The organism is Thermosynechococcus sp. M3746_W2019_013 (assembly GCF_015296045.1).
GTDB lineage: Bacteria > Cyanobacteriota > Cyanobacteriia > Thermosynechococcales > Thermosynechococcaceae > Thermosynechococcus.
In genome coordinates, this window is sequence record NZ_DVDW01000002.1 from 1 (window position 1) to 13,503 (window position 13,503).

At 54.9% G+C, this 13,503-nt stretch carries 10 protein-coding genes; 7 read left to right on the forward strand and 3 right to left on the reverse strand.

All coding sequences use genetic code 11. The annotated features are described in order from the left end of the window. The first annotated feature begins 49 nt into the window (after positions 1 to 49). The 3 genes from IGQ16_RS00175 to gor are packed head-to-tail and all read left to right on the forward strand — an operon-like array spanning position 50 to position 3,090. A complete protein-coding gene (locus IGQ16_RS00175; protein WP_297059789.1) occupies positions 50 to 292 on the forward strand; it encodes a thioredoxin family protein in 243 nt (80 codons plus the stop codon). 54 nt (positions 293 to 346) lie between these two features. After that, positions 347 to 1,663 carry a permease gene (locus tag IGQ16_RS00180; protein ID WP_297059790.1) on the forward strand — a complete coding sequence of 439 codons (1,317 nt, stop codon included), beginning with the start codon at positions 347 to 349 and terminating at the stop codon, positions 1,661 to 1,663. A gap of 41 nt (positions 1,664 to 1,704) precedes the next feature. Beyond that, complete coding sequence (gene gor, locus IGQ16_RS00185; protein ID WP_297059792.1) at positions 1,705 to 3,090, forward strand: glutathione-disulfide reductase; 1,386 nt, start codon at positions 1,705 to 1,707, stop codon at positions 3,088 to 3,090. Here the strand turns inward: gor and ctpA are convergent. From ctpA to IGQ16_RS00200, 3 genes are all read right to left on the reverse strand, one after another. Continuing rightward, the gene (gene ctpA, locus IGQ16_RS00190; RefSeq protein WP_024124662.1) at positions 3,077 to 4,315 is read right to left on the reverse strand and encodes a carboxyl-terminal processing protease CtpA; all 1,239 of its coding nucleotides are present in this window, start codon (positions 4,313 to 4,315) and stop codon (positions 3,077 to 3,079) included. The two genes, gor and ctpA, sit on opposite strands and share 14 nt — an antisense overlap. A 65-nt stretch (positions 4,316 to 4,380) precedes the next feature. After that, positions 4,381 to 5,244, reverse strand: coding sequence for a tRNA pseudouridine(55) synthase TruB (gene truB, locus IGQ16_RS00195; protein WP_024124663.1), 864 nt, complete (start codon positions 5,242 to 5,244; stop codon positions 4,381 to 4,383). Beyond that, on the reverse strand, positions 5,244 to 6,695 hold the full coding sequence (locus tag IGQ16_RS00200; RefSeq protein ID WP_297059794.1) for a TolC family protein: 1,452 nt from the start codon (positions 6,693 to 6,695) through the stop codon (positions 5,244 to 5,246). Before IGQ16_RS00200 ends, truB begins: the two co-directional genes overlap by 1 nt. Positions 6,696 to 6,842: 147 nt before the next feature. Between IGQ16_RS00200 and IGQ16_RS00205 the strand changes: the two genes are divergently transcribed. The 4 genes from IGQ16_RS00205 (at position 6,843) to cydB (ending at position 12,967) form a co-directional block, all read left to right on the forward strand. After that, the gene (locus IGQ16_RS00205) at positions 6,843 to 7,481 is read left to right on the forward strand and encodes a class I SAM-dependent methyltransferase (RefSeq protein ID WP_024124665.1); all 639 of its coding nucleotides are present in this window, start codon (positions 6,843 to 6,845) and stop codon (positions 7,479 to 7,481) included. 36 nt (positions 7,482 to 7,517) lie between these two features. Next, entirely contained in the window at positions 7,518 to 10,391 is a 2,874-nt protein-coding gene (gcvP, locus tag IGQ16_RS00210) for an aminomethyl-transferring glycine dehydrogenase (RefSeq protein ID WP_024124666.1), read from the forward strand. A gap of 95 nt (positions 10,392 to 10,486) precedes the next feature. After that, positions 10,487 to 11,938: a cytochrome ubiquinol oxidase subunit I gene (locus IGQ16_RS00215; RefSeq protein ID WP_024124667.1), complete on the forward strand. Its 1,452-nt coding sequence runs from the start codon at positions 10,487 to 10,489 to the stop codon at positions 11,936 to 11,938. A gap of 15 nt (positions 11,939 to 11,953) precedes the next feature. Next, complete coding sequence (gene cydB, locus IGQ16_RS00220; RefSeq protein ID WP_297059797.1) at positions 11,954 to 12,967, forward strand: cytochrome d ubiquinol oxidase subunit II; 1,014 nt, start codon at positions 11,954 to 11,956, stop codon at positions 12,965 to 12,967. Positions 12,968 to 13,503: the final 536 nt, after the last annotated feature.

Here is a 13,503-nt window from a genome sequence, read left to right on the forward strand (position 1 = left end):
GGTGTTATGATAAAACTGTTCAATACCCTAGCCAATGAAGAGATGAGCTATGGCGGAGTTAATCGTTGATATTCTGGGGACAGGATGTAAAAAATGCCACCAACTAGAGGCCAATGCGCGGGCAGCTCTGGAACAGCTCAATTTAACTGCTCAGGTTAATCATATTACCGACCCTTTAGCGATCGCCGACTCTGGTGTCATGCGAACCCCTGCACTACGGATTAACGAACAGGTGGTCTCCCAAGGCAGCGTGTTGGATACCCAAGAGATCATTGCTTTTCTGCCTCATTAACATGCAAGTCAGAAAGAAAGAGAGTGCCCATTAGAACTGAGAAAGAAGAAAGCAATGGCATTTTGGCAGGGGCAATGGAAGTCACTATTGGTGACGATTGGCGGGTTTTTGGTGTGTTTTTACTTACCCGTTGAATCACTACAGCAGTGGCAGCGCCTGCAAGGGGCTTTTTGGAGTGCTCTCTATCTGGTGCGCTGGTATGCCCAGGAGCATGTTCTGCTGTGCTTGGTTCCGGCCTTCTTTATTGCAGGGGCGATCGCTGTTTTCCTGAGTCAAGAGGCCATCATGAAGTATCTAGGGGCAGAGGCCCCCAAGATGGTAGCCTATGGTGTGGCAGCGGTATCAGGTACGATTTTAGCGGTGTGCTCCTGTACAGTCTTGCCATTGTTTGCCAGTATCTACCGGCGAGGAGCGGGTTTGGGGCCTGCTATTGCCTTTTTGTATTCTGGTCCCGCCATTAATGTGTTGGCAATTATCCTGACTGCACGGGTCTTAGGTCTCTCGCTGGGGCTTGCGCGGGCAATCGGGGCGATCGCCTTTAGTGTTGTGATTGGCCTGCTGATGCAGGCTCTCTTTCCTACCCCGATCAGTGCAGCAGCCGTAAATACGGCCACCGTTAGCAGGAACGAGCCAAGGCGTCCCCTATGGCAGCAGGCCACCCTCCTGGGAGTACTGGTGGGCATACTGGTCTTTGCCAACTGGGTGCAACCAACAACCGATGCCTCGCCCTGGCAGACCATCGCTCTTGGCAAATGGTGGCTCACGGGTCTGTTGGCTCTCATTTTGAGCGGTCTGCTGGTGGTGTGGTACCACGTCAGCCCAGCGAAGGTACTTCTGGCGATCGCTGTCACCGCCGTACTCGCATGGCGATTTGCGGCCTCGCCGCTAGTGCCCTTTAGTGCCGGCATTGTTGGCATCAGTTGGCTGACCAGTACTGGTCAGAAGGAAGCGAGGGCTTGGTTTGAGTCCAGTTGGGAGTATGCACAACAAATTTTACCCCTGCTACTGTTGGGAGTGCTCATAGCAGGTTTCCTCTTAGGCCGTCCGGGCAGTGAGGCCCTCATTCCTAGTCAGTGGATTACAACGGCTGTAGGGGGCAATTCGATTGTTGCCAATTTCTTGGCAGCCCTCTCCGGCGCACTCATGTACTTTGCCACCCTAACCGAAGTTCCGATTTTGCAAGGTCTTTTAGCCAATGGCATGGGACAAGGTCCTGCACTGGCACTGCTACTGGCCGGTCCAGCTCTATCCCTGCCCAATATACTGGTTCTGCGTCAGATCATGGGCTGGCGCAAAACCCTGACCTATACGGCGTTGGTGGTGCTGATGGCGACCTTGAGCGGGATTGCTTATGGCGCCCTTTCGCCCTAAAGCAGATTTGCGAGAGTGAAGCTAAATCTTGAGGTGTGAAGATGAGCTACGACTATGACCTACTGGTGATTGGTGCCGGCTCCGGTGGCTTGGCAGCCTCAAAGCGGGCAGCTTCCTACGGGGCTAGGGTGGCCATCGCCGAAGGGGATAAAGTGGGCGGCACCTGTGTGATTCGGGGTTGTGTCCCCAAAAAGCTCATGGTCTATGGCTCCAAGTTTAGCCGCCTCTTTGAAGACGCTGTCGGCTATGGCTGGCGCCCCGTTAAGGCAAAACTCAATTGGGAACGCCTGATCCGTGCGGTGGATCAGGAGGTGAATCGGCTCAGTCAACTGCACATTAGCTATTTGGAAAAAGCAGGTGTTGAACTGTTGCCCTTTTTTGCCCGCTTTGCTGACCCCCACACCCTAGAACTGGTGGATCGCCAAGGACAGGTACAGGGGCGGGTGACAGCAGCAAAAATCCTGATTGCCGTTGGCGGCGAAGCCATTAAACCCAATGTGCCGGGAATTGAACACAGCATTACCTCGCGGGAGATGTTTTTGTTGCCCAAGCAGCCAAAGCGCATGGCCATCCTTGGCGGCGGCTACATCAGTGTTGAGTTTGCTGGCATCCTGCAGGGGCTAGGGACGGAGGTAATTCACTTTCTGCGGGGCGATCGCCCCCTGCGGGGTTTTGATCAAGACATTCAAGATGGCGTCTATGGAGGAATGATCCGCCACGGCATTGATGTGCGTCCCCAGTGCCACATTACTGGCTTGAAGCTCACTAAGAAGGGTAATATCCGCATTTGCTACGAACAGCAGGGGCAAACCTGTGAAACCAAAGTTGATACGGTGCTGTGTGCCGTGGGGCGCGCTCCCAATTTGCAGGGGCTAGGCCTCGATCAGGCGGGAGTTCACCTAAGAACCAATAGCCAAGGAATTGTGGCCATTGGGGTGGATGAATACTACCGCACCAATCAAGAGCATATTTTTGCTGTGGGCGACTGCACCAACCGCGTCAATCTCACCCCCGTAGCCATTGCTGAAGGACGCGCCTTTGCCGATACCCAATTTGGCAATCTACCCCGCACCTTAAGCTATGAGAATATTCCCTCAGCGGTGTTTTCCCAGCCGGAGGCAGCTTCTGTGGGGCTTTCGGAGGCGCAAGCCAAGGCGAAATTGGGGGATGAGAATGTGAAAATCTACCGCACGGCCTTTCGGCCCATGTACCACAGCCTCACGGGGCGCCCTGAACAGGTGATCGTCAAATTGGTGGTGGAGAAGAATACGGAGCGGGTGCTGGGGGCCCACATGGTGGGGGATAATGCGGCTGAAATTATTCAAGGGATCGCGATCGCCCTCAAAATGGGCGCCACCAAGAAAGACTTTGATGCCACCATTGGCATTCACCCCTCTACTGCTGAGGAGTTTGTTACCCTGCGCTAGTGGCCACTTGGATGGGACTGTGGAGCAACTCTAGGGCCGCCAGATATTGGGGATCTGCTGCGGTACCCATGGCCATCAGACTCTCTGGGGCATCGAGCACCCGCCGATCTGGCTCAATCCCTACTTTGTTGATGTTGTGGTGATTGGGGGTTTCGTAGTGGGCAATCGTCACAGCGAGGCCAGAGCCATCACTCAGGCTAAAAAGGGACTGAATCGAGCCCTTGCCATAGGTGCGATCGCCCACCAGTCGAGCGCGCCCATGATCCTGGAGGGCACCGGCCAAAATCTCACTGGCACTGGCTGTGCCGCTATTTACAAGGACAACTAGCGGATCATCGGTGAGAGCGCCCCCACTGGCATTGAGGCTATCAATAATCCCTTGGCGATCGACGGTATAGACAATTACCCCCGAGTCCAACCACAACTGGGCAATTTCTACTCCCGCCTGCAACAGTCCCCCCGGATTATTGCGCAGATCAAGAATGTACGCCTCAGCTCCCTGCTGCTCTAGCATTTGAATGGCTTTGCGCATTTCTGTGGGGGCCATAGCACTGAACTGGCTGAGGCGAATATAGCCAACGGTGTGCCCCTGCACTTGGCGAACCTCAGCCGTGACCGGATTAATCTCAATGTGTCCCCGGTGCAGGATCAATTCCTGAGGGGCTTCATTGCCCCGCTGCAGCAATAGGTGAACCGCAGAACCCGCCGTCCCCCGCATCCTTTCGGCGGCCTCGTCAAGGCTCAGTTTGGGGGTGGGCACACCATCAATGGCAAGAATGCGATCGCGGGGTTGAATACCGGCTTGGGCAGCGGGAGAGCCATCAATGGGAGCAATCACTTCAAGGACACCGGTCTCAGGGTCAGTGCTAATTTGCAAGCCAACGCCGATGAGTTCACCCGCAGTGGTGGTTTGTAGGCTGCGAAACTGTTCAGGCCGCAGGAATCGGGTGAAGGGATCCTCAAGGGTGGCCAGCATTCCTTGAATGGCAGCGTAGGTCGCCTCGCGATCGCGCAGGGAATGCTTTAGGGCTTTTTCGCGCACTAGCCACCAGTTTTGACCATTAAAGGTGGGATCGACATAGGCTTGGTTAACAATACGCCAGGCCTCATTAAAGAGTTTTTGTTCTTCCGTCAGGGCGATCGCCGAGTCAGTGGGGAAAATGCCCCAGACCCCCACGAGGACAACCAAACAACAAATGAGACGTTGCAGCCAACGAACCCCCATTCCTTCACCTGCTGATTGCTTCTTTCTCTTAAGCTAGCACTAGAAAAATCCCTAGGCAGGCACGGCTACTCCTTGAGCACTACCTTGGGATGCAGGCGATCGCCCCCACTGATGCCAATGCCGACACAGGCAGTGGCAAAGGTGACGCCCACAACACTCTCCGCCGGCGGCAGCCCCTCACAAATCACGGCGCGGCCATGGTACCAGTCATTGAGTTGTGCTGCATTGAGTTCAAGCCACGGCAGATGCGAGAGAACCGCTTGGGGCGAGCACAGGGGTAAATGTTCTGGGGCAATGCTTTCTAGGCAATGGCTCTCCTCAATCCGCAGGCCGCTGCTTTCAATCCGTTGCAGGGCTGCCAGGGTGCCACCCACCCCCAGTGCAGCCCCCAAATCGCGGGCAAGGGCGCGAATATAGGTGCCCCTGCCACAGATAATGTGCAGGGTGAGTTCAGGATGACGACCCGGTTGCCAATCCAAGACCTCGATGCGGTACACAGTCACGATACGCGGCGGAACGCTCACTACCTCACCCGCCCGGGCACGGGCATAGAGCCGCTGGCCAGCCACTTGAATCGCACTGTAGGCAGGGGGCAATTGCTCAATTTCACCCATAAATTGAGGGAGCTGTTCTTGGATGGCTGCGAGCGTCAGGTGACTGGCCACCTGTTCTTGGCAAATTTCCCCCGTAATGTCATCGGTGGTGGTGGTAATCCCAAAGCGCACCGTGCCAATGTAGGCCTTGCGATCGCTGAGATAGGGCAGAAGTCGCGTTGCGGCCCCAAGGGCGATCGGCAGTACCCCAGTGGCCATCGGATCCAATGTGCCCCCGTGGCCAATCCGTTTAAGCCGCAGCCGCCGCCGCAGTTCATTAATACAGTCGTGGGACGTGCAGCCAGCAGGTTTATTCAGATTTAAAAAACCAAACATCAAGGGGTTGCAGTTGTTGCAGAACTCAAGGGTAACCCACTGACAAAGCGTTGCAGGGCAGCGATCGCCCGGTTGTAGTCAAGGGTTGAACTCAACAGGTTGCTCTGGGCTTGAATCAGAGCGGTTTCGGCATTGCTCACCTCCGCTTGGGTGCCAATCCCTGCTTGGAAGCGCAGACGAGCCAGGCGCAGTCTCTCCGTGGCTTGGCGTACCGCCGCTTCATTGGTGCGGATATTTTCCTGACTGGATTTGAGGGTGTAGTAGGCCTGCTCCACTTGGAAGCGAATTAAGTTGCGAAAGGCGGCATACTGGGCCTCAGCGATCGCAGCAGCCCTTTCCTGCTGGGCGGCACTGGCACGGGAGACTCCCCCATCAAAGAGGGTGAGGTTCAGTTGACCACCCACCGTATATCCCCAACGGGGCCCGACCCCATCGGTGAGGCTATCCAGGGTGTTAAAACTTCCCCCAGCCACCAACTGCGGGCCTAGGTTTGCCAGGGCAACCCGTCGTTGCTGTAGTGCCGCATTCCGTTGCGTCAGTTGCTGTTCCAACTCCACACGATTTCGAAAGGCCAAGGCAATACTCTCCTCCAGGGAAAGCTGCCATTCCCCGACCACCCGAATTGGGTCAGCGGCGCGCACATTAGCCTTGTCATTGAGGCTGAGCACCTGTGCCAGTTGGCGTTGAGCCGTTTGCAGTTGGCTTTGGGCTTGCACCAATTGCTGCTGGTTATTGGCCAGTTGCACCTGTGCTGTAAGGACGTCAAATTGTGTGCCTAGGCCAGCGCGCTCGCGGGCGATCGCATCCCGCAGGCTAATTTGCGAGTTTTGCACTGCTGCTTCGCCAATGCGCACCAGCGCTTCCGCCTGTTGAATGTTGTAGTAGGCATTGGTAACATCCTGACGCAGTTGTTCCAATTGCCGCTGAAGATCCAGCTCAGCATTGCGCACCTGTTCCTGGGCCGCTTTGATACTGGCATCCCGCTGCCCAGAGGTGAAAAGGTTGTAGCCCAGTTGCACGGTGCTGGTCCACGTGTTGCTAGTGGAATTTACCCGCAGCGGCGGCGGCAGTTGGGCATTTTGCAGGCGAATCGCCGCTGAATCCGTGCGACTAATCCCCAATTGCAGGGAAATACTGGGATAGAGAGCAGCCTCCGCTTGGCGCAGCACTGCCCGACTTTGTTGGAGTTGCGCCTCAATAATTTGCAGTTGGCGATTATTCCGCCGAGCGAGTTCAAGCGCTTCGTTGAGGGTAATGGGGCGCTCCAAATCAATTTTCACTTGAGCGGGATGACTGGGGAGATAGAGGGGATCGGGATTGGGATTGAGGGGCAAGAGCTCTGTCGCCCTCGGATTGGGTTGGGCGATCGCGCCCGCCGCCATCGCGATCCAAACACTGGCCAGACTGCCCAGGAGCAGACTGCTTTGCTGGCAGATGAATTGTTGACCCATGCTCACTCCCCACACCGTTACAATTAGGGATTCTCGCTACCACATAAGACTATAACAGTCCTTTTCAAAGGAATCGTTTCCCGAAAGGCGGTACACTGACACTCAATTGGTTCACACTCCAGGCAACTCAAGGCTGGATTAAGCACTGTGGCAACCATCCTACGCACTTGGAGCTATCAATATCCTTGGCTCTACGACACCATTAGCACCCTTGCCGCCATAGCAGTTGGGGGGAGCGATCGCCTGCATCGCCTTGCTTGGCAAGATTTGAATTTACCCCGCACTGCTGTGGTTTTAGATCTGTGCTGTGCCCACGGCATTGTGACTCAAGCCTTAACTCAGGCCTTTGATCAGGTTACAGGATTGGATGCCTCCCCAAAGGCGATCGCCCGCGCCCGAGAGCGGGTACCCCAAGCCACCTATGTACAGGCCTTTGCTGAGAAGATGCCCTTTGCCGATGCCACCTTTGATCTGGTACACACCAGCATGGCGCTCCACGAAATGACCGCAGCCCAACTGAATGCCATCTTGGCGGAAGCGTGGCGGATTCTCAAGCCCGGTGGCTGGTTTGCCCTCATGGATTTTCACCGTCCCCAGGTGCCCCTCCTTTGGCCGGGGATTGCTCTCTTTTTTTGGCTCTTTGAAACGGAAACCGCTTGGCAACTGCTGCAAACAGACCTAGCTGAGCAGCTACGGCGACAGGGCTTCACTGTGGAGCGGCAGACTTACTACTTAGGACACAGTTTACAGGTTCTCCATGGCCGCAAACCCTGCGCGAACGATTAAGATATATGAACGACTTAGAACACGAGTGCGATAGCGATGGTAAGCTCACCGCCCCAACTGGAGATTAACTTAGAGACCGCTGCCGAATTTGTAGCGCGGCACATTGGCATTACGCCCAGCGATCTACCGCAAATGTTGACCCTGTTGGGGTATGGCAGCCTCAAGGAACTCATCAATGCCGTCATTCCGCCGGAGATTCGCTTGCAACGCCCTCTTGCCCTCGGTGAGGGCCTGAGTGAAACGGCAGCCCTGCAAAAATTACGCACCCTTGCCCAACAAAACCAAGTTTGGCGCAGCTACATCGGCATGGGCTACTACAACTGCATTACGCCTCCCGTGATTCAGCGCAACATTCTTGAAAACCCCGGCTGGTACACCCAGTACACCCCCTACCAAGCGGAAATTGCCCAAGGACGCCTGGAAGCCCTCCTTAACTTTCAAACCCTTGTGAGCGATCTGACGGGCTTGGCCATTGCCAATGCCTCCCTCCTCGATGAGGCCACGGCTGCCGCCGAAGCTATGACCCTGAGCTTCAATGCCTGCCGTCAAAAGGGCGCCAACTGCTTCTTGGTGGCCCAGGATTGCCATCCCCAAACCCTTGCCGTTCTGCGTACCCGTGCCCTACCCCTTGGCATCCAGATTGTGCCCATTGACCCAACGATCGCCAGTGAATTGCCCTGGGAGAATGCCTTTGGCCTCCTCTTGCAATATCCTGCTAGCGATGGCGCCGTGCGATCGCCCCAAGCCCTGATTGCCGCTGCCCATGAACGGGGACTTCTGGTGACCGTGGCCACGGATTTGCTGGCCTTGACCCTGTTGCAGCCGCCGGGGGAATTGGGGGCAGATATTGCCGTGGGTAGTTCGCAGCGCTTTGGGGTGCCCTTGGGGTATGGGGGTCCCCATGCCGCCTTCTTTGCCACCCGTGAAGAATTTAAGCGGCAGTTGCCAGGGCGCCTAGTGGGGGTTTCCCACGATGCTCTGGGTCAAAAAGCCCTGCGCCTTGCCTTGCAAACCCGCGAGCAGCACATCCGTCGCGAAAAGGCTACCAGTAACATTTGCACCGCCCAAGTTCTTCTGGCGGTTGTTGCCAGTATGTATGCCGTTTATCACGGAGCCGATGGGCTGCGGCAAATCGCCAAGCGCATCCATCAACAGGGAGTGAAATTGGCAGCAGGCCTAGAAGCAGCGGGCTATCAACTCTACTATTGTGAATTTTTTGACACCCTGCGCATTGGCTTGGGAAACCTGCCAGTGCAGGTGCTCAAGGAGCGGGCAGCAGCGGCACAAATCAACCTGCGCTACTTTGACGATGGCAGTGTGGGCATCAGCCTCGATGAGACCACCACCGAGAAAGATGTGGCGGATTTACTGGCCCTCTTTGGCGCCAGTCCTGCTGAAGTTGAAGGGGGCGATCGCCTGCCGTCAAGCCTGAAACGTCAATCCCCTTATCTCCAGCACCCGGTCTTTCAGGACTACCACAGCGAACACGCGCTGCTGCGCTACATTCATCGCCTTCAGGCCAAGGATCTGTCCCTCACGACCTCAATGATTCCCCTTGGCTCCTGCACGATGAAGCTGAATGCCACGGCTGAAATGCTGCCCATCAGTTGGCCAGAATTTAATCAGCTCCATCCCTTTGCTCCCCAAGAACAGGCTCAGGGATATCAGCAGCTCTTTCGGGAACTGGCGGCAATGCTGGCGGAAATTACAGGCTTTGATGCCATTTCCCTGCAACCCAATGCCGGCTCCCAAGGGGAGTATGCGGGACTCTTGGTGATCCGTCAGTACCACCACAGTCGCGGCGAAAGTCAGCGCAATGTCTGTCTCATTCCCACCTCTGCCCATGGCACCAACCCCGCCAGTGCCGTGATGGCTGGCATGGAAGTCGTGGCCGTCAATTGCGATCCCCAAGGCAACATTGACGTGGCAGATCTGGCGGCCAAGGCTGAGGCCTATGGCGATCGCCTAGCGGCCTTGATGATGACCTATCCCTCCACCCATGGCGTCTTTGAAGCGGGAATTGGCCAAATCTGCAACATCATCCATCGCTACGGTGGGCAAGTTTACATGGATGGTGCCAATATGAATGCCCAAGTAGGGCTGTGCCGTCCGGGGGACTTTGGTGCCGATGTTTGCCATTTAAATCTCCACAAAACCTTCTGCATTCCCCACGGGGGTGGTGGACCCGGGGTCGGCCCGATCGGGGTGAAAGCCCACTTAGCGCCCTTCTTACCGACAACACAGGTGATTCCCCAAGGATCAGAAATTGGCCCAGTGACCGCAGCCCCTTGGGGCAGTGCCAGTATTTTGCCGATTTCATGGATGTATATCACCCTGATGGGGGGGGTGGGGTTGACGCAAGCCACGGCGATCGCCATCCTCAATGCCAACTACATCGCCAAACGCCTGGAACCCTACTATCCCATTCTCTACAAAGGTGCCCACGGCTTGGTGGCCCACGAGTGTATTCTTGATCTGCGGCCCCTGAAAAAATCAGCGGGGATTGAGGTGGAGGATATTGCCAAGCGGTTAATGGACTACGGCTTCCATGCTCCCACTGTCTCTTGGCCGGTCCCCGGCACGCTGATGATTGAACCCACAGAGAGTGAAACCAAGGCGGAATTGGATCGCTTCTGTGAGGCGATGATTGCCATTCGTGCAGAAATTGCTGAAATTGAGGCCGGGGTGAGCGATCGCCAGCAAAACCCCCTGAAAAACGCCCCCCATCCAGCGCTGATGCTGGCCACAGAGCCATGGCCCTACCCCTACTCGCGGCAGGCGGCCGCCTACCCTGCCCCTTGGCTGCGGGAGTACAAATTCTGGCCAGCGGTCGCCCGTATTGACAATGCCTATGGCGATCGCCATCTGGTGTGTAGTTGCTCAGTACCCATCAGGGCACCCCAATCTTAAGCAAAGCTGAAATTTTTGCGGCGGTTGCCGATTCGCCTTGTCGAAGCCAAAAAGGGATTGCTAAAAGTAAGGCAGGTCAACCCCTAGGTGGTTTTATGACACTGGATAGCCTCGATACCGTTGTTCTCTCCCGTTGGCAGTTTGCCCTCACGGCCATTTTCCATATGCTCTGGCCAGTCTTGACGACGGGCATGAGTATTTATCTCGTCATCATTGAGGGGCTGTGGCTGAAAACCAAGAACCTGACCTACTATCACCATGCTCGCTTTTGGTCAAAGCTATATGTCCTCAACTTTGGCATTGGCGTGGCTTCGGGGTTGCCAATGGCCTTTCAGTTTGGCCTGAACTGGGCGCCCTTCTCTGAATCCGTAGGGGACTTCTTTGGTACCGTTTTGGGCTTTGAGGCCACCATGGCCTTCATGCTGGAAGCCAGCTTCTTGGGCATTATGATTTTTGGCTGGCAACGGGTACCCCCGGTGATGCACTGGATTTCGACCATCTGTGTTGCCTTTGGTGCCAACCTCTCTACCTTCTGGATTCTCTCGGCCAACTCATGGCTCCAGACCCCTGCCGGGGGCGTGTTTGTCGAGGGTAAATTCCGTGTTCAGGACTACTTCCAAGCGATCGCCAACCCCTTCATGGTCAAGAGTTTTGCCCACATGTTCTTTGCCACCCTTGAAACATCGCTTTTTGTGATTGGTGGCATTAGTGCTTGGTATTTGCTGCAAAACCGCCTGCCCAATTTCTTTACCAAGTCCCTGAAGGTGGTGTTGGTCATGGCCTTGGTGATTGCCCCTCTACAGGTGTTTGTCGGCCACCTCAGTGCTGAGCAGGTCTATCACTACCAACCAGCCAAATTAGCCGCCATGGAGGCCCTCTGGGAAACTGTGCCAGCGGGTACCCCCGCAGACTGGAGTGTGATTGCCTTACCCAACGAGGCGGCAGAAATCAATACCTTTGAAGTGAAGCTCCCTGCTCTGTTGAGCTATCTACTGGAACTGAAGCCCAAGTTAGACGCCCCCATTCTCGGCTTGAAGGAGTGGGCACCCAGCGATCGCCCCCACCTGGTTGGCCTGATTTACTATTCCTTTCGACTGATGGTGGCCATTGGTCTGTACCTCGCTGCCCTGGCAATTGTCACGATTTTTGTTTGGTGGCGCACGGGTCTTGAGGGCGATCGCCTGCGCAATTACAAATGGCTCTGGTGGGGCTGGATTTTTGCGGGGCCCTTGGGGTACCTTGCGGTCGAAGCGGGCTGGATTGTGCGCTGTGTCGGGCGTCAACCGTGGATTGTCTATGGTCAGCTGCGAACAGCTGAAGCCGCTTCCGATTTACCCCCCCAAGTGGTGCTCTTTTCCCTCAGCGGCTTAGTTGCCCTCTACACCATTTTCTTCTTTGCGGCTCTTTTCTTTGGCAGTCGCATCATCCAAAAAGGCCCCAACGTTGCTTTACCAGTACCCGGCCAAGCCAATGCGGAAGAACTGGAAATTCGCATCAAATTGGCCCACCACCAACCCGATCGCCGTCCCCTAGAACCCCAGCAATAAGGAAATGGAATTCCCATGGAAACCAATCCCCTTGCCCCCCTAGAGCACTTTCTGCCTCAGGCGTGGTTTTTTATCCTTGGTCTTTTTCTGTTTCTCTACATTCTACTGGATGGGTTTGACCTTGGCATTGGCATTCTCTCCCTCACCAGTAGCAATGAACGCCGCCGCAATATCCTCATGACCAGCCTTGGCAATGTTTGGGATGCCAATGAGACATGGCTAGTGCTGATGGGTGGCTCCCTATTTGGTGCCTTCCCTTTGGCCTATGCCACCATTCTCAATGCCCTTTACCTGCCGGCAGTGATTATGGTGGTAGGGCTGATTTTGCGGGCAGTCTCCTTTGAATTTCGCGAAAATGCCAATAATAAACGGGTGTGGAACCTTGCCTTTGGCATTGGCAGTTTCCTGGCGGCCTTGGGGCAGGGCTTTGCAGTGGGCACCGTGTTTGAGGGCATCAAAGTCGATGCTGCGGGTCACTTTGCCGGCAGCATATGGGATTGGTTGACATGGCACTCCGTGTTGGTGGCACTGACACTGATTCAGGGCTATGTGCTGATTGGGTCAACCTATCTGATTTACAAAACCACAGGCGAGTTGCAGCAAACCCACTACCGCACAGCCACAATTGCAGCCTGGACAACGTTTATCGGTGCTGTGTTGATTACCATTAGTGCCCCCATTTTCCATGAGCACTTGCGTGCCCAACTGTTTCAGCCTCCCCTGTTCTACATTTTTGCTGCAATTCCAGTTCTGGGTATCTTGCTGATTTTTCTACTGCTGCGTAGCTTACAAAAGCGTGAAGAAATCATGCCCTTAGTTTGGACATTTCTCCTGTTTCTCCTCTCATTTATTGGTTTGGGGTTTGTTATTTTTCCCAACATTATTCCTCCCAACGTCACCATTTACGAAGCTTCAGCATCTCCTAGTGCCCAAGTCTTTATGTTGATTTTTGTGGCCTTCTTAATTCCGATTATGCTGGCCTACAATCTCTACAATTATTTGGTGTTCCGTGGCAAAGTCGTGGCCTAGGTCTTGTCAGGCAATACCGATTAAAACAGCCGATGCAGTTTTCTGGGTATTTGAGCGCCCGGCTTTGTGAGCTGGCTGAGGGAGTATTGTTTGCCGGCATTAGGGAAACCTGCGCTGTTGATGATGAAAGGTACCGATTCATCCGAAAGGGATGATTCAGGCAGTGGTGAAAGCAGCGGGTTACGGGGGGTTACTCTCCTGATTTAACGTGATTTTTAACGTGATTGAGCAAGACTTTAGGGGACTGAAGTGAGGGCGGATGGATGCAGGGTCAAACCGTTCTATTGATGAGGTGATTCGCCAATTAGGGTGCTGGATAACGTCTCATTCTTTGTTGGAATAGCTATCAATGAAATAATCACAAAAAAATGGAAATAGCCTAGAAAGGGCTCAACCAGTCTCTCCAGCTTTGATAATTTCACATTCAGGTCACCGCGGGCTAAACGCTCCTAAGGGCCGAGCAGAGACGCGCCAACGCTCCCTGTGGCGAAATGTTATGTAGTCTAATGGCTAGTTTCAAACTGGATCAAAGCTAG

Coding starts and splice junctions, on each gene's coding strand:
- IGQ16_RS00175 (WP_297059789.1), top strand. CDS start 50: ATGGCGGAGTTAATCGTTGATATTCTGGGGACAGGATGTAAAAAATGC.
- IGQ16_RS00180 (WP_297059790.1), top strand. CDS start 347: ATGGCATTTTGGCAGGGGCAATGGAAGTCACTATTGGTGACGATTGGC.
- gor (WP_297059792.1), top strand. CDS start 1,705: ATGAGCTACGACTATGACCTACTGGTGATTGGTGCCGGCTCCGGTGGC.
- ctpA (WP_024124662.1), bottom strand. CDS start 4,315: ATGGGGGTTCGTTGGCTGCAACGTCTCATTTGTTGTTTGGTTGTCCTC.
- truB (WP_024124663.1), bottom strand. CDS start 5,244: ATGTTTGGTTTTTTAAATCTGAATAAACCTGCTGGCTGCACGTCCCAC.
- IGQ16_RS00200 (WP_297059794.1), bottom strand. CDS start 6,695: ATGGGTCAACAATTCATCTGCCAGCAAAGCAGTCTGCTCCTGGGCAGT.
- gcvP (WP_024124666.1), top strand. CDS start 7,518: ATGGTAAGCTCACCGCCCCAACTGGAGATTAACTTAGAGACCGCTGCC.
- IGQ16_RS00215 (WP_024124667.1), top strand. CDS start 10,487: ATGACACTGGATAGCCTCGATACCGTTGTTCTCTCCCGTTGGCAGTTT.
- cydB (WP_297059797.1), top strand. CDS start 11,954: ATGGAAACCAATCCCCTTGCCCCCCTAGAGCACTTTCTGCCTCAGGCG.